Below are 25,521 nucleotides of genomic sequence, written 5' to 3' on the forward strand. Positions count from 1 at the left end.
AAGGAATCGTGGGGGAAGGGTTAGAATATAAATATTGTGAATAAATTAACAAGGAGGGTCTGCAATTGAATTTTTTTAAGAAGCAATATATCATCATTGCGGGAATTATTATTGGTTTTTTAGGTGCATTTCTAGTTAAATTAGGTAATCCAGGCAACATGGGTGTTTGCGTAGCATGCTTTGTAAGGGATATTGCCGGAGGTGTAGGGCTTCACAGGGCAGGTGTTGTACAATACATCCGTCCTGAGGTCATTGGATTTATATTAGGATCATTTTTTATATCACTAGCTTTTAAAGAGTTCAAGGTAAGGGGTGGGTCATCACCACTTACGAGATTTGTTTTAGGTTTTTTTGTTATGATTGGCGCATTAGTGTTTTTGGGATGCCCTTTCCGTATGATACTTAGATTAGCCAATGGGGATCTTAATGCAGTTGTTGCACTGTTAGGTTTTATCTCTGGAATTTTCATAGGTATTAAGGCACTTAAGGGTGGTTTTACATTAGGAAGAACTACAGAGCAAAATATATCCGGTGGTTTTACTATGCCTATAATTGTTGTACTTTTACTGGCTTTCTTGATCGTAAAGCCTGATTTTATATTTTTTAGTCTAGAGGGGCCGGGATCATTTACTGCTCCTATACTTATAGCCCTCGGGGCAGGTTTAATAGTCGGTGTATTTGGTCAAAGATCAAGGTTTTGTATGGCAGGTGGGATAAGGGACTCAATAGTAATAAAAGACTTCCACATGTTAAGTGGATACATCGCAGTTTTTATTGTGGCCTTGGCAACTAATCTAATTTTCAATGGCAATGGCATTGATTTTAAATTAGGTTTCGAAGGTCAACCTATTGCTCACACAGACCACCTGTGGAATTTTTTGGGGATGGGGCTAGTGGGGCTAGGGTCTGTTTTACTAGGTGGTTGTCCGCTAAGGCAGTTAATTTTAACTGGAGAAGGAAATTTAGACTCTGCAGTTACAGTTTTAGGTATGGTTATGGGAGCAGCCTTTGCCCACAACTTTAGTTTGGCTGCAACACCTGCAGGAGTGGGAAGTAACGGAAAGGTTGCAGTTATTATGGGTTTTATAGTTATGGCAGTAGTCATAGTAAGTCATTCTAAATATATTTTTGTAAGGAGGGGAAGAAATGCGACAATTGGACGCTAGGGGCTTATCTTGTCCTGAACCTCTACTGATGTTTCGTCAGGAGGTACAAAAGGGTGGAAAGTTTGAATTAACAGTTGATACAAATGTAGCAAAAGAGAATATAGAAAGGTTTTGTCAATCTAAAAGAACTGCCTATAATGTTAGAGAACATAGCGGACTATACACTTTCGTGGTTGGGGAATAAATGAAGATTATAATAACTTTCTATACAACATATGATAACTTAAAAGCCGAGGAACTCCTCTCAAATGAACAAATACCCATTAGAGTAAAGCCCGTTCCAAGACATATAAGTTCAGATTGTGGCTTAGCCATAGAAGGAAACATAGAGGATAAAACCAAAATAGAAGAGGTATTACAAAGAAACGAAATTGAATATGAAAATGTTCATATCATAAAATAAAGGCGCAGATTTGCGCCTTTATTTTTGTCCATTATTTGTGTCATTGTTAGTGAATCCTTTTAGTGGCTCCCTTTGGGCTTTTTTAAATATACTATGGCTAAGGTGATAGCAATGGGGTAAAATACAGTTATGAACAATCTTAAAATGACTTAAGGAGGAAGACAATGGAGAAGAGCAAGTTGCTGGCTTTTGAATCTACCCATGATTCCCTCAAAGCCGAGGATATAATTTTATCAGAAGGGATAAAAGTTAACCCTATCCCATTACCAAAAAATATTACAGCCAGGTGTGGTCTAGGCCTTAAAATTGTAGAAAGCAAACTAGAAGAGGTTTTAAACCTTTTAAATAATAGCCACATTGATTATGTTATACATGACATAGAATAAACTGTAACAAACTCTTTACATTATAATTACATAATATGGAAATATGAAATTGACATTGAAACAATATATGGTAGGATAATTGTGGGGCAACTAATTAACGAAATGGAGGACTCTTTAAATGGGTGATATTGCTTTAAAAGAGTTAATTTTTGGTGCAATAGGAGGACTAGCTCTCTTTATTTTTGGTATGCAGTTGATGGCAGAAGGATTGCAGAAAGCTGCTGGAGATAAACTGAGAAGAATACTTGAGGTATTAACAACAAATCGTTTTATGGCTGTTATCACGGGTGTAATTATAACTGTTTTGGTTCAAAGTAGTAGCACAACAACTGTAATGGTGGTAGGGTTTGTAAATGCTGGATTGATGTCTTTAGCTCAGGCTGTTGGTACTATCTTTGGTGCCAATATCGGGACAACTGTTACTGCTCTTTTAGTTTCCTTTAAGGGTTTTAATGAACTAGCATTACCTGCAGTGGCTGTGGGTGTACTTTTTAGTTTTTTTGCGAAAAAAAGAGCATATAGATATATGGGGCAGGTCATATTAGGTTTTGGTATTTTGTTTTTGGGTATGAACACTATGTCTGCTTCTTTGAAAGTGCTAAGAGGAGCCCCTGCATTTTTAGCCTTTGTTGAATCATTTGGACAAACTCCAATTTTGGGTATTATAGCTGGGGCAGTATTTACAATGTCTGTTCAAAGTAGTAGTGCTGCCACTGGTGTTATCGTGGCCATGACTTTAGAAGGCATATTACCACTGCCATCTGCTTTAGCATTAGTGCTAGGGTCAAATATTGGAACTTGTGTTACTGCCATGCTTGCTAGTATAGGTGCTAACCTTACTGCTAGAAGAGCAGCAGTTTCCCATGTTGTGTTTAATGTAATGGGTGTTGTCTTTTTCCTAATAATTTTACGACCCTTTACTGAATTAGTAGTTCGTATAACACCTGAATATAATAATCCAGGAGTTCTAGTGGCAAGGCAGGTTGCAAATGCTCATATCATTTTCAATGTGACTAACTCTCTGTTGTTTTTACCCTTTATAAACCAATTTGTAAAGCTAATTGTTAGATTGGTTCCAGGGGAAGAGCTAGTAGTTGAACGTGGTGTTAAGTTCATTGATAGAAGAATGTTTAAAACACCAGCCCTAGCATTAGGAAGTGCAGAAAAAGAAGTAGCAAGGATGGGCGATATAGCCAATTATATGGTGACAGATTCCATAAATATACTTTTTGAAAATAGAATTGACATAATGAAAGATGTTGAACAGCGGGAGTCAGTGGTTGATGAATTAGAGAAAGAAATTGCTATTTATTTAGCGGAACTTTCCAACAAAGGATTGACAGGAAAGGACTCAGAAAGACTAACTATGTTACTTCACGCAATTAACGATATTGAACGGATTGGTGATCATGCAGAAAATATAGCTACATTATGTGTAGGCAAAATTGAAGATGAGATACCCTTCTCTGATAAAGCTAGGGAAGAGCTTGCAAGTATGCATGAGGCTGTTATTAAGATGACCACAAAGGCCATGAAAGCATTTAAGGATAATGATTCTGCTCTAGCAAAACAGGTTATAGAAGAAGATGATGTAGTGGATGATTTAGAGAGAAACTTAAGAAATCGTCATATAGAACGTATAAACCTAGGGAAATGTCATCCTACTTCAGGTGTTATATACTTAGATGTTATAAGTAACTTTGAAAGAATAGGTGACCATGCTGTAAACATAGCACAAATAGTCCTAGGGGAATATTAAATTTATTGTTTCAAAAGCCTAGAATCCTCACGTATTAAATATACGCTGGGGTTCTGGGTTTTTGTGTCTCTTACCTGAAGGTTTTTGAGCAGCTTGTGAGTCCAAACACTTTTTTTGTTGTATGTTTTTTAGTAGAAAAATGTTGTTAATTAAAACATTATTATTTTTTGTGTTTGACACAAAAAAAGGGGTAAACTATAATTTAAAAAAGGGCAGAAATGACCTAGCCCAATAAATCTAGTTTGAAAGAAACTTTTGAGGGGGACTAAGAATGTCAATTACAGAAAAAGCTAAGGAAATATTGGCAAATAGTGGATATAAAGTAACGAATCAAAGGAAAAGAATACTTGAGATAATTTTAGACAATACTCACAGGCATATGAGTGCAGAAGAAATTTATGAAATTGTGAAGGATGAAAATCTTGACGTTGGTTTAGCCACAGTTTATAGGGCCCTAGAATTATTTGAAGAACTAAATATCATACATAAAATGAATTTTGGAGATGGCAGAAGCAGATATGAGCTAAAGGAAGAGGACCACCACCATCATCATTTAGTATGCACTAGCTGTAACGAAGTTTTTGAAGTTGATGAAGACTTACTAGACCAACTAGAGGAAAAAGTGGAAAAAAAATATAAGTTTAGAATAACAGGACATCATTTAAAATTTCTTGGTATCTGTGAAAATTGTCATGAACAACAAAGGTTAGGAGATTAAAAAATGAAACAATTTAAGATAGGGATTTTTGTCATACTATTAATACTGATATGTAGCATATCAGTATTTGCTGTAGGACTACCAGGAGATGAGGACTTAGATGATGAACTGGATTTCAATGATGAAGCACCATTTACTCAAGATATAGAACAGAATTCTGACGATTTTCAAGATTTACCTGCTATAACTCTTAAGGGTACAGTGACCCATGTGGGACCTTTTGAACCAGCCCCTGAAGAAGATTTTTTCTTTAAAGGGCGAGAAGAAATAACTGTTGTGGTTACTTCCCGGGGAGATTATTATGGGAGGGAGTTTCAGATAGAAAATGTATTTATGGGACATCCCCTTTATGATCTAGAACTAAGGGAAGGGCAAAGGGTAGTACTTTATGCTGAGATAGATAATGGGGAGATTGCTACAATTGGTATTCAAGGATATGCTCGGGACTATTATATATATATTCTTCTGGGTATTTTCGTAGCGGTTTTGTTGCTAATAGGTGGAAAAAAAGGTTTGCTGGCATTGGTTACCTTGGTATTGATGGGCGTTGTCATAGTTTTTGCCCTATTACCCCTGGTGCTTAGAGGGTATAACCCGCTAATGCTCGCCATAGTTTTTTCAAGTTTAATAGCTGTCGTAACGTTGTTCATTGTAGGTGGATTTAATAACAAGTCCCTAGCTGCCATTTGCGGTGTGATAGGAGGACTTATCTTTGCAGGTATTTTAGCAGTTATTTTCGGCAACTCTGCCTATTTGACAGGCTTTAGCTCTGAAGAAGCTCAAATGCTTACATTTATTGATGAAGCACAAAGCATTGATATAAGGGGTTTACTATTTGCGGGCATAATAATAGGAACACTTGGGGCGGTACTAGATGTTGGTATGTCTGTGGCTTCTTCAATGTTTGAATTAAAAAAGTCAGTGCCAAATATTAAACCTATGGATTTGTTTAACACAGGAATGAATATTGGAAGAGACATTATGGGAACTATGGTAAACACACTCATACTAGCATATACAGGGGGAGCATTACCACTGTTACTTATATTTAGGGCGTACGAAATCCCTTACGAACAGATTATAAATATGGACCTCATAGCTACAGAAGTAGTAAGATCTTTAGTGGGAAGTCTAGGTCTAATGACAGCCATACCTCTAACGGTACTATTTTTTGTGCTATTTACTAAAAGACACGAACAAAAAGGATAGTTGGTAATGAAAAATACAAAAATACTAGGTGTAAATACACTTGACATCAAAGAAGCGGCAATGGCTTTGAAAAAGGGTAAAACTGTTGTTTTTCCAACAGAAACAGTCTACGGGCTTGGAGCCAATGGGCTATGCACAGACGCAGTTAAAAACATTTATAGGGCAAAAGGAAGGCCTTCAGATAACCCTCTAATTCTACATGTGGCTGAATACTCTTGGATAGAAAAACTTGCAAGAAATATACCCCAAGAGCTAAATGTACTTTTTAATACATTTTGGCCTGGGCCTTTAACAGTTGTTTTAGAAGCAAACACAGATATAATTCCCTCTGTTACATTAGGAGGTCTTGACACCGTTGCAATTAGAATTCCAGGTCACCCATTAGCCATTGAACTATTAAAGGAAGCAGACGTTCCAGTGGCGGCCCCATCTGCAAATAGCTCTGGGCGACCAAGTCCTACAGAATTTGAGCATGTACTTGAGGACCTTGACGGAAAAGTTGACTATATTATAAGGGCAAGTGGAACAGAAATAGGTATAGAGTCAACAGTTTTAGACCTTACTGGTTATATACCGAAGATACTAAGACCAGGGTCTTTAACCTATGAAGAACTACGGGAAGTTATTGAGTTAGAACCCTATGAAGAGCATATTGGCGGGCCCGTTTTGTCACCAGGAGTAAAATATAGGCATTATCAACCCAAAGCCACCATGGAAGTATTTATAGGGGACGATTCCAAGACCGTAGAAAAAATGAAAGAACGCATAGGGGAAATTAATAAAACAAACCAGTTTAAGAACATAGGGATACTATGCTATGAAGAAAACATAGCGGAGTTTCCACCATCTTATAACATTATATCCATGGGACCCAGGAGCGACTTAAAGACTCTTGCTAACTCCCTGTATAACTCTCTACGTAAATTTGATGCATTAGGAGTGGAGTATATAATTTCCCAAGGAATAGAAAAACCCCAAGGGTTAGGCATCGCTATAATGAATAGGTTAATGAAGGCTTGTGGGAATAATATTCACAAGGTGTGAATAAAGTATTTAGGAGGGCGACGCTAAAAGGGGTTGGTTATTTTATGGGGAAAAAGACCATTGTTTATATTAGAAAAAAAACTTCTAGGGTATTACTAGTCTTTTTAATGGCAGGGATAATGATCTGGATGCTTCCACAAATTGAAATACCAGCATTTAAAGACAGTGCAAATATCTTTAGTGAACAGTTTTTAGCTTTGGTTCTTATGGGGATAGCATTAGGCACAGACGCCTTTAGCCTATCAATTGGGATAGGTATGAAAAAGGTTTGTGCAGTAGATATTATTAAAACTAGTGTGGTTATAGGCATTTTTCATATTATCATGCCCTTAGGAGGAATGATATTAGGTGAAGTATTCGGCGCCGTATTGGGAATTTATGCATTTTATATAGGTAGACTACTAATAATTTTTATTGGGGCTAACATGATATATGAATCCTATAAAGGCAGCGAGAAACCCTGTGAAGACAAACTTATAGGTCTTAGCCTTATCTTGTTAGCCTTTAGTGTTAGTTTAGACGCCCTTACTATAGGCTTTGGCTTAGGTGCTTTTGGTTTTTCTATACCATTAGTTATTGCTGTATTTGGTTTTTTTGGAGCTACGATGACAGCAATAGGATTATCTTTTGGAAGATACATAGGTGGGTGGATAGGAGAGCGTTCTGAAATGATAGGTGGAACAGTTCTTGTTGTACTGGGCATAAAAATGTTGCTCTAGGAGTGATTAGATGAAAATAGTATTTGTATGTACAGGAAATACATGTAGAAGCCCTATGGCAGAGGTATATTTATCCAAATTGTTAAAGGATAGGGAAGTAGAAATCGAGTCAGCAGGTATAAATACTGTGGATGGTTTGCCAGCTAGTAAAAACACAGCTTTAGTTCTAGCTAGTCAAGGTGTCAATTTAGATAACCATAAATCAGTGATGCTCGACGAAAAAATGGTTTCAAAGGCTGATTTAATACTTACAATGACATCAAATCACAAAGAGTATGTCAAAATACTTTTCCCAAAGGCTAGGGAGAAAATTTTTACATTAAAGGAATTTGCATTTGATGGAACAGAAGCTAATGAAGACATATCCGATCCCTTTGGACAGGATAAATTTGTATATGAAAAAACTTTTTTAGAAATAAAATATAGTATAGATGAGATTATAAAACGAGATAAAATATAACAAAGTGGCGAAAGAGCTACTTTGTTATATTTTATTTATGGGAGTGTTCTGACCATTTAGGCGTAGCGCTTCTTGTATTACAGTGTTAATACTGTCAAGCATTTTTTTCTCTTACTTAGGGTATTTTTTAGGTATTTTGTCACTTTAAGAAGGAATTTGTGGAAAAAAGTAGAATAATACTAGAATTAGCATAAGCGCCTAAGGAGGTATAGTATGAGTAAAAGTAAAGAGCTTCTTACAAAAGGGATTAAAATGTTAAAAAGCATTCCCGCAAAAATTAGGGAAATAAAGATTCCTGCAATTAAAAAATCAAGATCTTCGCAGGCACTGGCAAGCAATGTAAAATCTACTAATAAGAAAAAAAACAAGTTTAACTTTAAAAAAATTAACCTGAGAGGGTTAAGTCTAAAAAGAATAAACCTGAAGGGCCTAAATGGCAAGATACTAGCTATAAGTGTCGGAGCAGTTTTTGTTACTGTAATACTATTATTAGCTATAATACTTCCTACAGTGCAAAGTCACTTAGCAGCACAAGTTGAAAATAATCAGCTTGCTTTAGCGGAACGATTAGTTGAAACTGTCAATGACTATATTCGGGATATGGATACTATAACTAAAAATGTAGCGGAAACTCCAGACCTTAGGCGAGAAGAATTTGTGTCCACAAGACAATACTTATTTAGCTATGCAGGTGGAGATGAGAAAATAAACAGGATCAGTGTGTACGACTTAGAGGGCACTGAACATGTAAGAACAACTGGATTCTTTGGAGAACCTAAAGCGCCAGGACAAGGCTATCAAGAAGCTATTCAAGGGAAAACCCATAATTCTGGTTTTTATGTAGGGGAAAATGGTACTCCCGCTGTGAATATATTTATGCCAATTTACTCTAACTTGAATGTTAATCAGGTTGTGGGAGTTATAGAGGTTGAATATAACTTGAGGAGTTTATGGAATTATACAAATAACTATATTGTTGGAAGAACTGGAGGGGCAATGGTCCTTGACTCAAAGGGTTTGCCCATAGCCCATAGGGACAATGCATATGTTTATACTTCTGTAGACATGGGGCAGGACATGCCATGGGAAACTGTATTAGGTTCCCCCCGTGGCAATATGGTTTATAATCATAACAATACAGAGAATCTTGCTGCCTTTGCCCATATAAATGCTTATGATTGGGTAGCAGTTATATACCAAAGTCAAGATGAAGTTATGGAAGGGGCTATAGCCATTCGAAATAACACCATCAAAGTAGCCTTGGGGCTTTTGGTTTTGGCTATTATTATAACCTTAGTTTTTGTAAGCAGGACATTTAAACCATTGCGTGTTCTTGACAATGGAGCACGGGCCATTGCAGAAGGTGATTTGTCACAAAGCTTCAATATAAACACAAATGATGAAATTGGTAAATTGGCATCTAGCTTCACTGCTATGGTTGTATCCTTACAAGAGCTTGTGGGTAACTCACTTTATTCTGCAGAATTAACAGAGGGCACTGCACGAGAGCTAAGTATAGCTGCAAACGAAGCAGCCATGGCATCCCAGCAAATTGCTACCACTGTTGAGGAAGTAGCAAGGGGTGCGGAAGATCAGACATTGGCAAGTCAGAGGGTTGTGGATAAAATCAACCATGTGGCAGAACTGGCTAGGGATATTGCACAACGTTCTAGTATGGCCACACAGATAAACAAAGAGATGGTTGATACAATTGAAGTTAATATGAAGAGTATGGTGGAACTTATAGATGCTCTAAAAGAAATAGTGAGTGGGAATATCCACGTTTCTAAAAATATAGAGACACTTGAAGAAGAGGCACAAAAAATAGGGAAAATTATCACTGTGGTTACAGATATAGCAGGTCAGACAAACCTATTAGCATTAAATGCTGCTATAGAGGCTGCAAGAGCTGGCGATGCTGGTAGGGGTTTTGCAGTAGTTGCAGAAGAGGTTCGAAAGCTATCTGAAGAGACATCTAAAGCCGCAGGGGAGATTAAAAAAATTATCCAAGCAATACAAAGCAGGGTTACAGATACCTCTGATGCCGTGAACATCCAATCATCTAAAGCCCAAGGACAATTAGAACTTATAGATAAAGCAAATAGGGCCTTGGAAAATATATCAAAGACTTCTGAGACAACACTAGAAGTAATTATGTCCATAAATAATCAAGCTCAATTACAGGATAATGAGGTAAAACAAGTTGTTGAGGATGCTAAAAAGGTTGCCTATGTAGCTGAACAGACATCTGCTTCAAGTCAAGAAGTTGCAGCTACCACTCAGCAACAAACCGCAAGTTTGCAAGAAATTACATCCACAATGCAATCACTGACAGATATGGCTGCAGAAATGAAAGAACAAGTTAATAAATTTAAATTATAATGAGTATTATATAGATGATAGATATTTATGTATGGGCAGACTAGAGTCTGCCCATTTGAGAGTTTTGACTTATATTTTTCGCAGTAATATGGTAATATTTAAATATAAGAAATAGAAGGAGGTTTTATATCATGAAAGTGGCCGTAGCCAGTGACCATGGTGGTTATAAACTAAAAGAGGAAATAAAGGTTTACCTAGAGGAACTTTCAATAGAATATAAAGATTTTGGTTGTCATAACGAGGAAAGTGTTGACTATCCAGAATATGCTGCAATAGCCGCAAAGGCTGTTGCCAGTGAGGAATATACATGCGGGATCATAATATGTGGTACTGGAATAGGTGTATCAATTGCTGCAAACAAAATTAAAGGTATACGTGCTGCTAACTGTCACGACTGTTTCTCTGCCCAAGCAACAAGGGAGCATAATGATGCAAATGTATTGACCCTTGGTGAAAGGGTTGTAGGACCTGGCCTTGCTAAAATGATAGTTAAAATCTTCCTTGAAACAGAGTTTCAAGGTGGTAGACACCAAAGAAGAATAGGACAAATTACTGAGTTGGAAATGTAGGTGAAACTAAATGGTTAGTAATGTTGAAAACATATATACACAACTATCAGAACTCTTAGATGAGTTTCAAAGTCTAGCTAGACTTAAAAAGGGGGATATGGTTGTAATAGGTTGCAGCACCAGTGAAGTCATAGGAGAAATCATTGGCACATCTTCTAGTCAAGAAACTGCTGAGCAAATTATTAAAGCTCTACTGGAAAAATCGAGGCAATATCAATGGGCACTAGCCATACAGTGTTGTGAACATCTAAATCGGGCATTGGTTATAGAAAAAGAGACTTTGGAGCAATATATCCTTGAAGAAGTAACTGTTATACCACACCCTAAAGCTGGAGGAGCTTTATCAGCTGAAGCTATGAAAAAATTTCGTGAGCCTGTTGTTGTTGAAAATATCGGAGCTAAGGCAAAGGGTGGTATAGATATAGGAAACACTTTAATTGGTATGCACTTAAAGCATGTTGCGGTACCACTTAGGTTTAAAACTAAATATATTGGGAAAGCATTTGTAACTGGGGCAAGAACTCGTCCAAAACTAATAGGTGGAGAACGAGCAAAATATGAGTAGGGAAGGGAGTTGTTTTTATGGAGAATCTAAAGAAAGTTGATCCAAAGATTTATGAGGTTATTCAGCAGGAGCTAGGTAGACAAAGGGATAAAATAGAACTTATTGCTTCTGAAAACTTTGTAAGTCAAGCTGTTTTAGAGGCTCAAGGTTCTGTACTGACAAACAAATATGCAGAAGGTTACCCAAATAAGAGATACTATGGTGGGTGCGAATATGTTGATGTTGTAGAGCAATTAGCCATAGATAGGGCTAAGGAACTTTTTGGGGCGGACCATGCCAATGTTCAACCACACTCTGGCGCATCGGCTAATATGGGAGTATATTTCGCCATACTAAAACCTGGGGATAAGGTTCTAGGTATGAACCTATCCCATGGAGGACACTTGACTCACGGAAGCCCAGTGAATATATCAGGGGTTTACTATAATTTTCATCCTTACGGTGTTGAAGAAAGCACAGGGAAGGTTGACTATGAAGTAGTTAGAAAGTTAGCCCATGAAATTAAACCTAAGCTGTTAGTTGCTGGTGCAAGCGCCTATCCACATACTTTAGATTTCGCTAAATTTAAAGAGATCGCAGATGAGGTTGGTGCATATCTAATGGTTGACATGGCTCACATCGCAGGCCTTGTTGCTGTAGGACTACACCCAAGCCCAATTCCTTACGCAGATTTTGTAACCACAACCACTCATAAAACCTTAAGAGGTCCAAGAGGCGGCATGATCCTTTGTAAAGAACAACATAAGAAGCTAATTGATAAAGCAATTTTCCCTGGACTTCAAGGGGGACCACTAATGCATGTTATTGCAGCTAAAGCTGTAGCTTTAAAGGAAGCCATGGAACCTGATTTTAAAAACTACATTGAGCAGGTTATGAGTAACGCCAAAGCTCTAGCTAAGGGGTTAATGGATAGAGGAGTTACCTTAGCTGGTAATGGTACAGACACCCATAAAATGTTAGTGGACTTAAGAAGCCTAAACCTTACTGGAAAATATGCCGAACATATACTAGACGAAATTGGTATAACAGTTAACAAAAACACCATACCCTTTGACCCACAGAGTCCCTTTGTTACCAGTGGTATAAGAATTGGGACACCTGCTGTGACAACCAGAGGCTTTAAAGAAAAGGAAATGGATGATATAGCTGATATTATTGTTACAGTTTTAAAATCTAACGAAGATCAAGAAATACTTGAAAGTTGTAAAAAAAGAGTAGAAACACTATGCAAAAGCTTACCTTTATATTAAAATAGTATAGGCACTTTTAAGACGGACCAAAAATCAAAACAAGGAGTGATTCGCTTGGGTAAAACAATAGTATTAGACCATCCACTAATCCAACATAAACTAACGCTTATTAGGGATAAAAATACTGGGGCAAAGGAATTTAGAGAATTAGTGGAGGAACTCTCAATGCTTTTAGCCTATGAGGTAACGAGAGACTTACCTCTTCAAGACGTTGAAATAGAGACTCCTGTATGTAAAGCAACCACAAAGGCTTTATCGGGGAAAAAGATAGGTGTTGTTCCAATACTACGTGCAGGACTTGGTATGGTGGAAGGAATTCTTAAACTTATACCTGCTGCTAAAGTTGGACATGTAGGTGTCTATAGGGATCCTGAAACACTACAGCCCGTGGAATACTTCTGTAAACTTCCTACTGACATCGCAGAGAGGGATTTGATTTTAGTAGATCCTATGTTAGCAACAGGCGGATCTGCCATTGCTTCTGTAAAATTTCTTAAAGATAGAGGGGCACAAAATATAAAGCTTGTGTGCTTAGTAGCTGCACCAGAAGGTATAGAAGCTGTGCAAAAAGCACATCCAGATGTAGATATTTTTGTTGCTGCTGTTGATGAACGTTTAAATGACCACGGATATATTGTACCAGGACTAGGAGACGCTGGTGATAGATTATTCGGAACAAAGTAAAGAAGAAAGACCAAGCTGGGACCATTATTTCATGGAGATTACACAGGTTGTTGCTAAGAGATCCACTTGTCTAAGGCGCCAAGTAGGGGCGTTGTTAGTTAAAGATAAAAGAATCCTAAGCAGTGGATATAATGGGGCTCCAAGTAATCTGCCACACTGTAGTGAGACCGGCTGTCTAAGACAACAGTTAAACATACCATCTGGGGAGAGACATGAGCTTTGCAGGGGATTACATGCTGAACAAAATGCCATCGTGCATGCTGCAATGCATGGGATTTCTATCAAAGATGCCACCATATATATCACCAATCAGCCATGTGTACTATGCGCTAAAATGATAATAAACGGTGGTATAAAAAGAGTTGTTTTTTTAGAAGGATATCCCGATAAACTAAGTGAAGAGATGCTAAAACAGGCATCTGTGGACATAATAAAGATTTAGATTTAGAGAGAACATCATTATTCGGCCTTCCGTATAATGATGTTCTTTTAGAATACTAGATGTTTCTAATAATAGATAACCAGTTACCATGGAAACAATCATAAAAATTGCATCAGGTTTTTGCTTGGCTAGTTTGGCTAAGCTAATCAAAATATTAAGTATTTAAAGGAGTGTTCTGCTTGAAAAAAAGATTTGCCAAAGGGCTTTTAGTTTTAGCTATTGCCATTGGCGTGTTGATAAACATAGCATTACTTATAAGAGACTTCCACCCAACAACCGTAGAAAGCTTAAAGGCCATAGACAAAAACCTAATAATAACACTACTATTCCTTTTAATCCTAAGCTGGCTAATTGAAGGTCTTAGGCTAAAGTGGTTATCTAATAAACTAAAGATAAATCTAAACCTAAAAGATGCCATAAAACTTCACTTAGTTACAATGTTTGGAGCATTTTCCACACCCTTAGGAAGTGGTGAAATTCCTATGTTTATGTATTGGGGTTTAAAAAAGGGAGAAGACTTAGAAAGCTTTAGTGCCTTGGCCATACTTAGACTTTTATTTACAAAAATGATTTTTCTTAGCTTTATAGTTGCAAACTATATTATCTACAGAGGCAATAGAGGTTGGGGAGCCGTTGGAGAGGGAGCTTTTTACGCTGTAACTGTGATGGTCTTAGGAACATTCCTATTCTACACAGCACTAGTATTTAAACTTAATTCTTTAAAAAAACTAACAAAATTTATCAAGTTTTTACCTAATAAATTTAAAGACAAGGAAGTTGTTGTGACCCCGCAAGTAAAAGAAATATTATTACATAAACCTTTTATACCTTTTTTATTAACACTGTGCTACTGGATAGTATTTTTCTCCCCAGCTATAATTTTGGCCCAAAGGCTAAATTTACCTTTGAATCCAATAGGGCTTCTTTTTCAACAAGCAACTGTATATATGACCATACCTTTATCTCCCGTACCGGGAGGTGCAGGAGTTGTTGAACTTTTGTATTACGGTATTTTTTCAAACCTTTTATCAGGAGGTCAGCTTGCTGTTTTTATATTGATTATCAGATTCATAAATTTTTATATCCCTCTTATGGTAGGAGCCTTTATAGCCATAAGGGAAACTAAACTGTTCTGAAAAATTTTACTGAATGTTACGTATTCAGCCCATGCCTTACAAAGAGGTCTACTTCTGTCTACCTGAGAAAATTATAAAGATTTTGCAGGAAAAAAAGCAGAAATGGAGAATTTGATAGTAAAACCAAACAGTAAAAGGTGATGTTTAAATGGAAAACCATAATATATTTGCTTTGGATATAGGTACAAGAACCGTTATAGGACTGATAATTAAGAATTCTGGTGAAAACCTTGAAGTAGTAGCTCAACATGTGGAAACACATCAAGATAGAGCAATGAAAGATGGACAAATACACGATGTAAATAAAGTGGCAGCTGTTGTAAAAAAAGTGAAAGAAAATTTGGAGAAGAGAAGCAAAACTAAGCTAACCAGTGCCGCAATAGCTGCAGCTGGAAGAACCTTGCGCACAGTAAGAGGCTCTGCAACTCAGGATTTTTCCAACATATCACTTATAAATCATAGCCACATACAGCAAGTTGAAGTAGAGGCCCTAGTAAGATGTAAAAATGAGATTGCTAAACTCTTTCCCGATGAACCACTATATTGTGTAGGATATTCCATACTAACACAAAAATTAAATAACTATAATATAGATACCCTAGAGGGACAAAAGGGTGGCCTTGTGGAAATGGAGATTATTGCTACTTTCTTGCCAAATATAGTTATTGATAGCTTATTTGAAGTCCTTAAGAAGGTTGATTTAGCCATAGAATCTCTGACCCTAGAGCCTATTGCGGCTATGGAAATAGCTATACCCCCTCGGTTTCGCATGCTCAATTTAGCGTTAGTAGATATAGGTGCAGGCACCTCGGACATAGCTATCTCAAAAGGGGGCACCATAATAGGATATAAAATGGTACAAAAGGCAGGAGATCTAATAACAGAAGCTGTAGCTGGACATTACTTAATTGATTTTCAGACAGCTGAGGAACTAAAAATAACATTATCAAGGCAGGAGAAAGCAAACATTACCGATATTTTGGGAATTGCTCAAGAAATCACTAGGGATAGCTTTAATACTGCAATTGAAATGGCTGTCTCAGATTTGGCTGACGATATTTCCAAAGAAATAATTGACTTAAATGGGAAGCCTCCTAGCGCAGTGTTTTGTGTGGGTGGTGGTAGTCAAGTTGGTCTCCTAAGGGAAAAGCTAGCAAACAACCTGTCCTTGCCCCTAGAAAGGGTAGCTGTTAGGGATAGGGAAACCTTAGAAAACGTTAAATTTAAAAATACACGCACTAAGAGTTTGAGGGGGCCTGAGATCGTAACGCCCCTTGGCATAGGTGCTATAGCAAAAAAGAAGGCTATTCACCACTTTATTACAGTTTATGTTAATGAAAAAGAAGTAACCTTATTTAACGCTAAAAGAACCACTGTGGCACAGGGTCTATTCTCTGCAGGAGTTAAAGTAGAAGATATCCTTAAAGGTGGAATGGGAAAAGACATAAAATATAAAATACAAGGGGAAGAAATAGTTATAAAAGGTACTAGAGGATTTCCTGGTGAAATATACTTAAATAATAAAAAGGCTACCCTCGATGATAAAGTAGTTGAGGGAGATAGCATTACAGTCATATTCCCCCATAACCCTCAAAATGCCCTTATGCTCATAAAAGATGTAATTAAGCCATACAAAAAGTATGTTGCTGTAAACCATGAAAAAGTTAGTGTTATAGACGAGGTATTGGTGAATGGTATAAATGTTTCCGAAGAATACAACATAAAAACAGGGGACCAAATTGAATTTATCTATAAGTTACGCTTACATCAACTTAACCTAGGGATTAATTTTGATGAACATGAAGTGTATTTTGATGGAGAAATAATAACAGGAAATCCGTCTTTAACAGGGGTACAAGAGATTACATACAAAAAAAAACAACAAGATTCGGGAACTAAACTTAAAAACATTTCAGTAAATGCCAATGGACAAGAAATTATTATTACAAAGGAAAACCCTTTAGTTGTTGATGTTTTCGATAAACTGAATTTTGATATCTCAAACCCTAAAGGAGTTTTAGTAATTAAAAAAAATGGTCTAGAATCTAACTTTGCAGAAAGTGTTGTGCACCACGATAAAATAGAAATACACTGGAACTAAAAAAAGGGAGGAAGAAAGTATGGAAAAGGCTATGATTAGAGTTAGAATCAGTCAACACGATGCTCATTATGGTGGGGGACTTGTGGATGGAGCTAAGATGTTGCAACTATTCGGAGATGTAGCCACAGAGCTTTTAATTAGAAATGATGGAGATGAAGGTCTTTTTGTAGCATATGACGCAGTTGAGTTTAAAGCCCCTGTGTATGCAGGTGACTACATAGAAGCAGTTGGAAAAATAACCCACTTGGGGAACACTTCTCGTAAAATGGATTTTGAAGCATGGAAGGTAATACGCCCACTCCCTGGTGGTGAACCATCCCAGGCAGAAGTTCTTTCGGAACCTATTTTAGTTTGCAAGGCTTCGGGAACCTGCGTCGTTCCTAAAAATTTGCAAAGATTAAAGGGGGAATAAGTGTGAAACCTTTAATAATAACAGCTGCCCTTACAGGTGCAGAGACAACAAAGGCCCATAATCCTGCTTTGCCAATAACCCCAAAGGAGATAGCTGAAGAAGCATACAAATGCTACAAAGCTGGTGCGTCTATAATACATCTACATGTGCGTGATGAGCAGGGGAAGCCTACACAATCGGTGGAAACATTTAAAAAAACCATAGATCTAATTAAAGAAAAGTGTGATGTGATAATACAAATTTCTACAGGTGGAGCTGTGGGAGCACCTATAGAAGAAAGGATGGCGCCCCTTGCACTCAAACCGGAAATGGCTACATTAACAGCGGGCACTGTAAACTTCGGTAATGATGTATTTTTTAACTCTCCACAGTATATAAAAGCCTTTGCAGAAAAGATGCAAGAATATGAAGTGAAACCAGAGATAGAGGTATTTGAAAGTGGAATGATTGACAATGCTGTCCGCCTAGCAAAAAAAGGATTAATAGCAGAACCCATGCATTTTGATTTTGTATTAGGAGTGCCTGGAGCTATGGTGGGTGGGATTGAAGAACTTCTCTATTTATCCAAAAGATTACCTGAGGGATCAACCTGGAGTGTTGCAGGGATTGGTAGACATGAGCTAACACTTGGGACACATGCAATTCTAATGGGAGGACATGTTAGAGTAGGCTTTGAAGACAATATTTACTTCGCTAAAGGGGAGTTAGCACAGTCTAATGCTCAGCTGGTAAAGAGGATAGCTGACTTAGCAGGAATTTTGGGTAGGGAAATTGCAGATACAAGTACAGCTAGGAAGATTCTAGGGCTATCAAATTAACAAATACAGGTTGGCAGTTTTAACTGCCAACCTGTATTTGTTAATCAAAAAGTATTAGAGTATTAAAGCAGATTATAAATTGATAATTAGCAATTTACAGAATGAGTGGAGGTATGTTAATATTATGTGAAATATTTAACATGTTGTTAACCTAGGTTAAATGTGGTAAAATATCGATATATAGCGCACCCAATTATCGACACTATGTGATTTAATTCTCTTTACATAAGTAAATTGTTTTTTATTAGTATATATTGTATAATTATGGGGTGGAAATTTTGGAAAAAAAACACTTGCTAGAAGTATTTAAATATCTAGGCCTAGTTACATACATCGGTATACTAATGACAGCAAATATACTTGTGGGATACTACCTAGGTGTATACATACAGAACATTACTGGAAGCTTTTTGCTGTTTGTTTTATTCATTTTTTTGGGTATATTTTCTGGATTTTGGACCATTTACAAATTTATAATTAAACTCTTTTAAGCTTGGAGGTGGCACATGCTACCACAGAATGTAGAAGCGGAATTTAAGAAAATAGCTAAACGTGTTACTATTGTTGTGTTATTACTGGCTACATCTGCTTTTGTTTTTAGTAATATTTCAGTTGTTTGGGGTATTATAATAGGTGGCATGATGGCAATAACAAACTTTAGGCTTATTGCCCTATCTACAGTACAGATTTTAGAGCTTACGAGCCCCACGCAGGCGAAGGCAAAGGCTATAGTCAAATATTTAATAAGAGCTTCTCTGACCATAGGGGTTATGTATGTGTCATTCACTAATGATTGGATTAGCTTTCCAGCATTAGTTGTAGGGCTTTTATTGGTTAAATACATAATCTTGTTTGAAGCAGTATACTTGTTTGTAAAAAACAGTATGAAAGAATTTTTTCATAAACAAAAACTAAAGTACGAGAGGGGGGACAACAGATAATATGGAACAACTTCTTGAAGGACCTCGGGTAGTCTTGGAAATTTTTGGTTTGGAAATAACAGAATCCATTCGTAACATGTGGATTATAATGGCTGTGATAATAATTTTAGCTATAATCATGAAAAATAGTATGAAAAGGGAAGTCCCAAATGGTCTTCAAAACTTTACAGAGTTTCTAGTTGAAACAGTTAACTCACTGGTTTCATCAACAATGGGTGACGAAAGGAAAAGCTTTGCTCCATATATGGGTACCCTGCTACTGTTTATTGGTATCTCCAATATATCTGGAATATTTGGTATATTGCCACCTACAGCAGATATAAACGTGACAGTGTCTTTGGCAGTTATGACTTTTTTACTAATCCATTATAATGGATTAAAGAAAAAGGGTTTTGGACATATTAAAGGCTTAGCTGAACCTGTTTTTGTATTTTTCCCATTGAATGTTATAGGCGAACTAGCAAAACCAGTTTCCTTAGCATTTCGTTTGTTTGGTAACATTTTCGCAGGCTCTGTTATTTTGGCAATGATTTATGGGGAGTATGGTATATTATCACTATTTATACCAATACTTCCACATATGTACTTTGATTTATTTGCAGGATTATTACAATCATTTATTTTTGTAATGCTTACAATGGTTTTCATAACCTTAGCATTAGAATAATTTTTTACACTAACTTGTGAAAGGAGGGGAAAAAATGGAGCCTACAATATTTACTGTAGCAGCATTTGCAGCTTTAGGAGCAGGTATCGCTATGATCGCAGGTATTGGTCCTGGAATCGGTCAGGGTTATGCTGCTGGTAAAGGTGTTGAAGCAGTAGGTCGTCAGCCTGAAGCAAGAGGTCCTATAACTCTAACTATGCTTTTAGGTCAAGCAGTTGCTGAGACAACTGGTATCTACGCGTTCGTTATCGCCTTTATCCTTATTGGTATAGTAAACCGAATTATTTAATCCACAGGTAAATGGGGAATTGGAGTACTCCTCTAATTCCCTTACTTTTTACCAACCGTTATAAGGATGAGCTGGCTGCAAAAAAATAGTAAAACCACAAGTGTAAATAACACTTCATATAATTACCTTCAGTGAAAGGAGGGCCTTAATTTGTTAGATTTAGATATAGGTAGAATTATTATAATAACAATTAATATCATAGCTCTTTTCCTTATTCTTAGATGGCTTTTATTCAAACCAGTTACAGAGGTTTTGGATAAGAGGACTGAAAAAATTAGATCTGATTTAGATATGGCGAAAAACAATAGAGAAGAAGCAGATAAGCTAAAAGAAGAGTTGAATAATAGACTTGAAAACGCTAAAGGTGAAGCTAAGACTATTATTGACAGTGCCGTAGCTAAAGGTCTAGAGGAAAGGGCAGAAATAGTTCGTGAAGCTAAAATAGAAGCAGACAAAATAATACAACGGGCTAAAAACGAGATAGAATTAGAAAGAAATAAAGCTATTACATACCTTAAAGAAGAGGTGGCTGTGCTAGCTTCGATGATAGCTTCTAAGGCAGTTGAGGATTCCATCAGCCCTAAAAAAAGTGCTGAACTTATAAATGGAGTTATTGAAGGGATGGGAGAATCATATGAGAAATACCATCGCTAAAAGATACTCCAAGGGTTTATTTGACCTAGCTAAAGAAAGAAATTTAATTGATGACATTGCTGCAGATTGCCAAGCTATACTACAATCTTTTGAAAGCAACCCATCTTTGAGTAGCTTTCTACAAAACCCTAAGATTCAGAAAAACGATAAAGAACAATTAATTCAAAATGCTTTTAAAAGCAATGTGAACCAATATACATATGACTTTATTCGTTTGTTAACTGATAAAGGAAGAATACAATTTCTAAGGGAATGCGCTCAGTACTTCCTTGTATTGACAGACGTACATAAAGGTCTAATAGATGTTGAAGTAACATCTGCTTTAGAGCTGAATGATGCTCAAATGATGGAGCTTCAGAAAAAGTTGGAGCAGTCCACAAGTAAAAAAGTTAATATCAACAGAAGTATTGATCCGACCATATTAGGTGGTTTGATTATAAAGATTGGAAACAAAGTTATTGATGGAAGTATTAGAACTAAAATAAGTAAAATAAAGGAATCCCTTTTAAAAGCACAAGTTATGGAAGTTGAGGTGAGGGAATAATGAGTATGAACTTACGACCAGAAGAAATAAGTTCCGTTATTAAAAAGCAAATTGAAGGCTATGAGTCAAGACTTGAAGTAGTAGATACTGGTACAGTTATTCAAGTTGGTGATGGTATTGCTAGGGTACATGGATTAGATCAAGCCATGGCTGGAGAGTTATTAGAATTCCCTGGTGAAGTGTTTGGTATGGTACTTAACTTAGAAGAAGATAATGTAGGTGCCATAATTTTAGGTCCATATACAGGTATTAAAGAAGGCGATACAGTTAAAAGAACAAAACGTATTGTTGAAGTGCCAGTAGGAGACAAGCTTATTGGTAGAATTGTAAACCCCCTAGGCTTACCCCTAGATGGTAAGGGACAAATTGATACTAACACCTTTAGACCTGTTGAAAGAAAAGCCCCTGGCGTTATGGCAAGAAAGAGTGTTCATGAGCCATTGCAAACGGGTATTAAAGCAATAGATTCAATGGTTCCAATTGGTAGAGGTCAAAGGGAACTTATTATAGGTGATAGGGGTACTGGTAAAACAGCTATCGCTGTTGACACTATTTTAAATCAAAAGGATACTGGTGTAATTTGTATCTATGTTGCCATAGGGCAAAAGAACTCTACAGTGGCTGGAGTTGTTAAAAGGCTAGAAGAAGCTGGTGCCATGGACTACACCATAGTTGTAGCTGCTACTGCATCAGAGCCAGCGCCTCTATTATACTTAGCTCCATATGCCGGAACAGCAATTGGTGAGGAATTCATGCACAACGGCAAACATGTACTTATTATCTATGATGACTTGTCTAAACATGCTGCCAGTTATAGAGAGTTGTCTCTACTCCTTAGAAGACCGCCAGGTAGAGAAGCTTATCCTGGAGATGTTTTCTATCTTCACTCAAGGCTATTAGAGAGATCTGCTAAGCTCAATGATGAGCTTGGTGGTGGGTCTATAACATCTCTACCTATTATAGAAACACAAGCCGGTGACGTATCAGCTTATATCCCTACAAACGTTATATCAATTACCGATGGACAGATATTCCTAGAAGGGGATCTTTTCTTCGCAGGTATAAGACCAGCTATAAACGTAGGTTTATCTGTTTCTAGGGTTGGTGGAAGTGCTCAAATCAAAGCTATGAAGCAAGTTGCAGGTACATTGCGTCTTGACCTTGCACAATTTAAAGAACTTGCTGCCTTTGCACAGTTTGGATCTGATCTAGATAAGGCAACTCAACAAAAACTTTCCCGTGGAGAAAGATTGACAGAGATCCTTAAACAAGGACAATATAGCCCTAAATCAGTACTTGATCAAGTCTTTATTATCTTTGCTGGTGTTAAAGGATACTTAGATGATGTTAAGTTGCCTCAAATAGCTAAATTTGAGATTGAATTCATTAAGTTCATGCATCAAAATAAGGCTGAGATTGGTCAAACCATCATAGAAGAACAAAAGATCTCTGATGAAACTGAGGTTAAGCTAAGAGAGGCATTAGAAGAATTTAAAAAGGCCTTTATAGGTTAACCCTATAAAGGAATGAGGTGATGCTATGCAAGGAATCAGAGATATAAAAAGAAGGATTAAAACGGTAAACAACACTCAGCAAATAACAAAGGCTATGAAAATGGTTGCTGCTGCTAAACTTAGAAAAGCACAAGACAAAGTAGCTTCTTCAAAGCCATACGGTGAAAAAATGCGTGAGGTTGTACAAAGGGTTTTAAGTAATACCACTGACTACTCTAATCCTATCTTAAATGGCAACCCTGAGGGAAAACCAGCCTATATAGTAGTGACTGCAGATAGAGGCCTATGTGGCGGATACAATGCAAATATTTTACGTACCGCTATAAAGGATATCGACAAAGAGAACTCTTACGTAATCACTGTTGGTAGGAAAGGTAGAGATCTTCTTAGACGTCGTGGATATAATATAGTAGCTGAGTTTCTTGACATTGGTGATGAGCCGAGCTTTAATCAAAGCACTTCAATTTTTGGTACAGTAACCCAAATGATTGAAGAAGGAATTTTTAGCGAGGTTCATATTATCTATACTCAATTTATAAACGCCTTATCTCAAAAAGTTGTACATGAGAAGATGCTCCCTGTGGACAAAAATGAAGGCGAAAAACAAACGAGTCTCTACTTGTTTGAACCGTCTGTGGAGTCCGTGTTGGACTCTCTTATACCAAAATATCTAACTGGGATGATTTATCAATCTCTAAACGAAGCCAAGGCATCAGAACATGGTGCTAGAATGACAGCTATGGGTTCTGCTACTGATAATGCATCTGAGTTGATAGGCCAACTTACATTGACTTATAATAGGGCTCGTCAAGCTGCAATAACCCAAGAAATTTTAGAAATAGTAAATGGTGCAAACGCATTATAGGCATAGAAAGGAGGAGGGCCATATGAATAAAGGTAAGATTATACAAGTAATTGGTCCCGTAGTAGATATATCTTTTGGCGGTGGACAATTACCTAATATATACAATGCAGTAGATATTCCTTTAAAAGAAGGTAAGTTAGTTGTAGAGGTTGCCCAGCATCTTGGGGATAATTCTGTGAGATGTGTAGCTATGGATAGTACAGACGGTATAGTAAGGGGTATGGAAGCCGTAGATACAGGTAAAGCCATCAGTGTACCAGTAGGTGTGGAGACCTTAGGACGTCTTTTTAACGTACTAGGTGAGCCTATAGATGGACAAGGAGAAGTAAATGCTAAACAGTATGACACTATACATAGGAGTGCTCCAAGCTTAGAAGAGCAAGATACTTCTTCTGCAATGCTAGAGACTGGTATCAAAGTAGTAGACTTATTAGCACCTTACTCAAGGGGTGGTAAGATTGGTCTTTTCGGGGGTGCCGGTGTAGGTAAAACGGTTCTTATTATGGAGCTTATCCGTAACATTGCCACAGAGCATGGTGGCTACTCAGTATTTACAGGTGTAGGTGAACGTACAAGGGAAGGTAACGACTTATACTATGAAATGAAAGACTCAGGTGTTATTGATAAAACAGCCCTTGTATTTGGTCAAATGAACGAGCCACCAGGAGCTAGGCAAAGGGTTGCACTAACTGGTCTTACAATGGCTGAGTACTTTAGAGATCAAGCAGGACAAGATGTGCTGTTATTTATTGATAACATATTCCGTTTTACCCAAGCAGGTTCAGAGGTTTCTGCACTTTTAGGTAGGATGCCTTCTGCCGTAGGTTACCAACCTACACTACAATCTGAAATGGGTCAATTGCAAGAGCGTATTACATCAACTAAAAAAGGTTCTATCACATCTATTCAAGCCATCTATGTTCCCGCAGATGACTATACAGATCCAGCGCCTGCAACTACCTTTGCTCATTTAGATGCAACCACAAACCTTTCCCGTAAAATCTCAGAGTTAGGTATATACCCAGCCGTGGATCCCCTTGACTCAACTTCAAGGATTTTAGACCCTAACATTATTGGTGAAGAGCATTACAATGTAGCTAGGGGTGTTCAGGAAGTATTACAAAGATATAAAGAACTTCAAGATATAATCGCTATATTAGGTATGGATGAATTATCTGAAGATGACAAGCTTATTGTAGGTAGAGCAAGAAGAATACAAAGGTTCCTTTCACAACCATTCTTCGTAGCTGAAGCATTTACTGGCTCACCGGGTGCATATGTACCTATCAAAGAAACAATACGTGGATTTAAAGAGATAATTGAAGGTAAACATGATGATATTCCTGAATCTGCATTCTACATGGCTGGTACCATCGATGATGTAATTAAAAGAGCCAAAGAAGAGTAGGTGGCTAATCTATGAAATTTTTATTTGAATTGGTTACCCCTGAGAGGAAACTTATTTCTGAAGAGGTAGATATGATTATAGCCCGAGCTGTAGATGGTGACCTGGGTATTATGGCAAACCATGCACCCCTTTTAACACCAGTGACAATAAGTCAGCTTCTTGTAAAGAACGATGGCTTAGGCAAACTGATTGCTGTGGGGGGCGGTATTTTAGAGGTAAGTAAAGAAAAAACTGTACTTCTTGCGGATACTGCGGAATTACCCCATGAAATAGATGTTGAAAGGGCAGAAGAAGCTAGACAAAGAGCGGAAGAACGATTAGCTAAGGATAAAAATGTTATAGATGTTAAACGAGCAGAAGTGGCCTTGCGAAAGGCCTTGACTCGTATTGATGTTGCTGGAAAAGGAGAATAGATC

General features: G+C 37.3%; 30 protein-coding genes. All 30 read left to right on the top strand.

What is annotated here, in order from left to right; translation table 11 throughout:
* The first annotated feature begins 65 nt into the window (after positions 1 to 65).
* The 30 genes from yedE (at position 66) to HYG86_RS10570 (ending at position 25,518) form a co-directional block, all read left to right on the top strand.
* A complete protein-coding gene (gene yedE / locus HYG86_RS10425) occupies positions 66 to 1,166 on the top strand; it encodes a YedE family putative selenium transporter (protein WP_213165514.1) in 1,101 nt (366 codons plus the stop codon).
* Positions 1,147 to 1,350, top strand: a complete 204-nt coding sequence (locus HYG86_RS10430; RefSeq protein ID WP_213165515.1) for a sulfurtransferase TusA family protein — start codon at positions 1,147 to 1,149, stop codon at positions 1,348 to 1,350. Before yedE ends, HYG86_RS10430 begins: the two co-directional genes overlap by 20 nt.
* Positions 1,351 to 1,569, top strand: coding sequence for a putative Se/S carrier protein (locus HYG86_RS10435; protein WP_213165516.1), 219 nt, complete (start codon positions 1,351 to 1,353; stop codon positions 1,567 to 1,569). It abuts the gene before it with no gap.
* 164 nt (positions 1,570 to 1,733) lie between these two features.
* Positions 1,734 to 1,955 (top strand): putative Se/S carrier protein, encoded by a 222-nt coding sequence (locus tag HYG86_RS10440; protein ID WP_213165517.1) that lies wholly within the window; start codon positions 1,734 to 1,736, stop codon positions 1,953 to 1,955.
* 118 nt (positions 1,956 to 2,073) lie between these two features.
* Positions 2,074 to 3,714, top strand: a complete 1,641-nt coding sequence (locus tag HYG86_RS10445) for a Na/Pi cotransporter family protein (protein ID WP_213165518.1) — start codon at positions 2,074 to 2,076, stop codon at positions 3,712 to 3,714.
* Positions 3,715 to 3,985: 271 nt separating this feature from the next.
* Positions 3,986 to 4,432 (top strand): Fur family transcriptional regulator, encoded by a 447-nt coding sequence (locus HYG86_RS10450; protein WP_213165519.1) that lies wholly within the window; start codon positions 3,986 to 3,988, stop codon positions 4,430 to 4,432.
* Positions 4,433 to 4,435: 3 nt separating this feature from the next.
* Complete coding sequence (locus HYG86_RS10455; RefSeq protein WP_213165520.1) at positions 4,436 to 5,641, top strand: YibE/F family protein; 1,206 nt, start codon at positions 4,436 to 4,438, stop codon at positions 5,639 to 5,641.
* A gap of 6 nt (positions 5,642 to 5,647) precedes the next feature.
* A complete protein-coding gene (locus tag HYG86_RS10460; protein WP_213165521.1) occupies positions 5,648 to 6,685 on the top strand; it encodes an L-threonylcarbamoyladenylate synthase in 1,038 nt (345 codons plus the stop codon).
* A gap of 44 nt (positions 6,686 to 6,729) precedes the next feature.
* The gene (locus HYG86_RS10465; protein WP_213165522.1) at positions 6,730 to 7,404 is read left to right on the top strand and encodes a manganese efflux pump MntP; all 675 of its coding nucleotides are present in this window, start codon (positions 6,730 to 6,732) and stop codon (positions 7,402 to 7,404) included.
* A gap of 10 nt (positions 7,405 to 7,414) precedes the next feature.
* Entirely contained in the window at positions 7,415 to 7,864 is a 450-nt protein-coding gene (locus tag HYG86_RS10470) for a low molecular weight protein arginine phosphatase (protein ID WP_213165523.1), read from the top strand.
* Positions 7,865 to 8,077: 213 nt separating this feature from the next.
* Complete coding sequence (locus HYG86_RS10475; protein ID WP_213165524.1) at positions 8,078 to 10,246, top strand: methyl-accepting chemotaxis protein; 2,169 nt, start codon at positions 8,078 to 8,080, stop codon at positions 10,244 to 10,246.
* Positions 10,247 to 10,377: 131 nt separating this feature from the next.
* Positions 10,378 to 10,815, top strand: a complete 438-nt coding sequence (rpiB, locus tag HYG86_RS10480) for a ribose 5-phosphate isomerase B (RefSeq protein WP_246451742.1) — start codon at positions 10,378 to 10,380, stop codon at positions 10,813 to 10,815.
* Between the two features lie 10 nt (positions 10,816 to 10,825).
* Complete coding sequence (locus HYG86_RS10485; protein WP_213165525.1) at positions 10,826 to 11,380, top strand: TIGR01440 family protein; 555 nt, start codon at positions 10,826 to 10,828, stop codon at positions 11,378 to 11,380.
* Positions 11,381 to 11,397: 17 nt separating this feature from the next.
* Positions 11,398 to 12,630, top strand: a complete 1,233-nt coding sequence (locus HYG86_RS10490) for a serine hydroxymethyltransferase (RefSeq protein WP_213165526.1) — start codon at positions 11,398 to 11,400, stop codon at positions 12,628 to 12,630.
* Positions 12,631 to 12,684: 54 nt separating this feature from the next.
* A complete protein-coding gene (gene upp / locus HYG86_RS10495) occupies positions 12,685 to 13,314 on the top strand; it encodes a uracil phosphoribosyltransferase (RefSeq protein ID WP_213165527.1) in 630 nt (209 codons plus the stop codon).
* On the top strand, positions 13,289 to 13,756 hold the full coding sequence (locus tag HYG86_RS10500) for a deoxycytidylate deaminase (protein ID WP_281391271.1): 468 nt from the start codon (positions 13,289 to 13,291) through the stop codon (positions 13,754 to 13,756). The genes upp and HYG86_RS10500 overlap by 26 nt, the downstream gene beginning before the upstream one ends.
* Positions 13,757 to 13,935: 179 nt before the next feature.
* A complete protein-coding gene (locus HYG86_RS10505) occupies positions 13,936 to 14,892 on the top strand; it encodes a lysylphosphatidylglycerol synthase transmembrane domain-containing protein (protein ID WP_213165528.1) in 957 nt (318 codons plus the stop codon).
* A 148-nt stretch (positions 14,893 to 15,040) separates the two neighbouring features.
* Positions 15,041 to 16,993, top strand: a complete 1,953-nt coding sequence (locus tag HYG86_RS10510; protein WP_213165529.1) for a cell division FtsA domain-containing protein — start codon at positions 15,041 to 15,043, stop codon at positions 16,991 to 16,993.
* Between the two features lie 19 nt (positions 16,994 to 17,012).
* The gene (gene kal, locus HYG86_RS10515; protein ID WP_213165530.1) at positions 17,013 to 17,405 is read left to right on the top strand and encodes a 3-aminobutyryl-CoA ammonia lyase; all 393 of its coding nucleotides are present in this window, start codon (positions 17,013 to 17,015) and stop codon (positions 17,403 to 17,405) included.
* 2 nt (positions 17,406 to 17,407) lie between these two features.
* A complete protein-coding gene (gene kce / locus HYG86_RS10520) occupies positions 17,408 to 18,223 on the top strand; it encodes a 3-keto-5-aminohexanoate cleavage enzyme (RefSeq protein WP_213165531.1) in 816 nt (271 codons plus the stop codon).
* A gap of 278 nt (positions 18,224 to 18,501) precedes the next feature.
* Positions 18,502 to 18,714 carry an AtpZ/AtpI family protein gene (locus HYG86_RS10525; protein ID WP_213165532.1) on the top strand — a complete coding sequence of 71 codons (213 nt, stop codon included), beginning with the start codon at positions 18,502 to 18,504 and terminating at the stop codon, positions 18,712 to 18,714.
* A 15-nt stretch (positions 18,715 to 18,729) separates the two neighbouring features.
* Positions 18,730 to 19,164, top strand: a complete 435-nt coding sequence (locus HYG86_RS10530; protein WP_213165533.1) for an ATP synthase subunit I — start codon at positions 18,730 to 18,732, stop codon at positions 19,162 to 19,164.
* A 1-nt stretch (position 19,165) separates the two neighbouring features.
* Positions 19,166 to 19,831: a F0F1 ATP synthase subunit A gene (gene atpB, locus HYG86_RS10535; protein WP_213165534.1), complete on the top strand. Its 666-nt coding sequence runs from the start codon at positions 19,166 to 19,168 to the stop codon at positions 19,829 to 19,831.
* A gap of 34 nt (positions 19,832 to 19,865) precedes the next feature.
* The gene (gene atpE, locus HYG86_RS10540) at positions 19,866 to 20,120 is read left to right on the top strand and encodes an ATP synthase F0 subunit C (protein WP_213165535.1); all 255 of its coding nucleotides are present in this window, start codon (positions 19,866 to 19,868) and stop codon (positions 20,118 to 20,120) included.
* Positions 20,121 to 20,270: 150 nt separating this feature from the next.
* The gene (gene atpF, locus HYG86_RS10545; RefSeq protein ID WP_213165536.1) at positions 20,271 to 20,774 is read left to right on the top strand and encodes a F0F1 ATP synthase subunit B; all 504 of its coding nucleotides are present in this window, start codon (positions 20,271 to 20,273) and stop codon (positions 20,772 to 20,774) included.
* On the top strand, positions 20,755 to 21,318 hold the full coding sequence (gene atpH / locus HYG86_RS10550; RefSeq protein ID WP_213165537.1) for an ATP synthase F1 subunit delta: 564 nt from the start codon (positions 20,755 to 20,757) through the stop codon (positions 21,316 to 21,318). The genes atpF and atpH overlap by 20 nt, the downstream gene beginning before the upstream one ends.
* Before the next feature lie 5 nt (positions 21,319 to 21,323).
* On the top strand, positions 21,324 to 22,832 hold the full coding sequence (atpA, locus tag HYG86_RS10555; RefSeq protein ID WP_213169225.1) for a F0F1 ATP synthase subunit alpha: 1,509 nt from the start codon (positions 21,324 to 21,326) through the stop codon (positions 22,830 to 22,832).
* Between the two features lie 25 nt (positions 22,833 to 22,857).
* Complete coding sequence (gene atpG / locus HYG86_RS10560; RefSeq protein WP_213165538.1) at positions 22,858 to 23,697, top strand: ATP synthase F1 subunit gamma; 840 nt, start codon at positions 22,858 to 22,860, stop codon at positions 23,695 to 23,697.
* 22 nt (positions 23,698 to 23,719) lie between these two features.
* The gene (gene atpD / locus HYG86_RS10565) at positions 23,720 to 25,105 is read left to right on the top strand and encodes a F0F1 ATP synthase subunit beta (RefSeq protein WP_213165539.1); all 1,386 of its coding nucleotides are present in this window, start codon (positions 23,720 to 23,722) and stop codon (positions 25,103 to 25,105) included.
* A gap of 11 nt (positions 25,106 to 25,116) precedes the next feature.
* Positions 25,117 to 25,518 carry a F0F1 ATP synthase subunit epsilon gene (locus tag HYG86_RS10570; RefSeq protein ID WP_213165540.1) on the top strand — a complete coding sequence of 134 codons (402 nt, stop codon included), beginning with the start codon at positions 25,117 to 25,119 and terminating at the stop codon, positions 25,516 to 25,518.
* Positions 25,519 to 25,521 lie beyond the last annotated feature (3 nt).

The organism is Alkalicella caledoniensis (assembly GCF_014467015.1).
In the GTDB taxonomy this organism is placed as follows: Bacteria; Bacillota; Proteinivoracia; order Proteinivoracales; family Proteinivoracaceae; genus Alkalicella; species Alkalicella caledoniensis.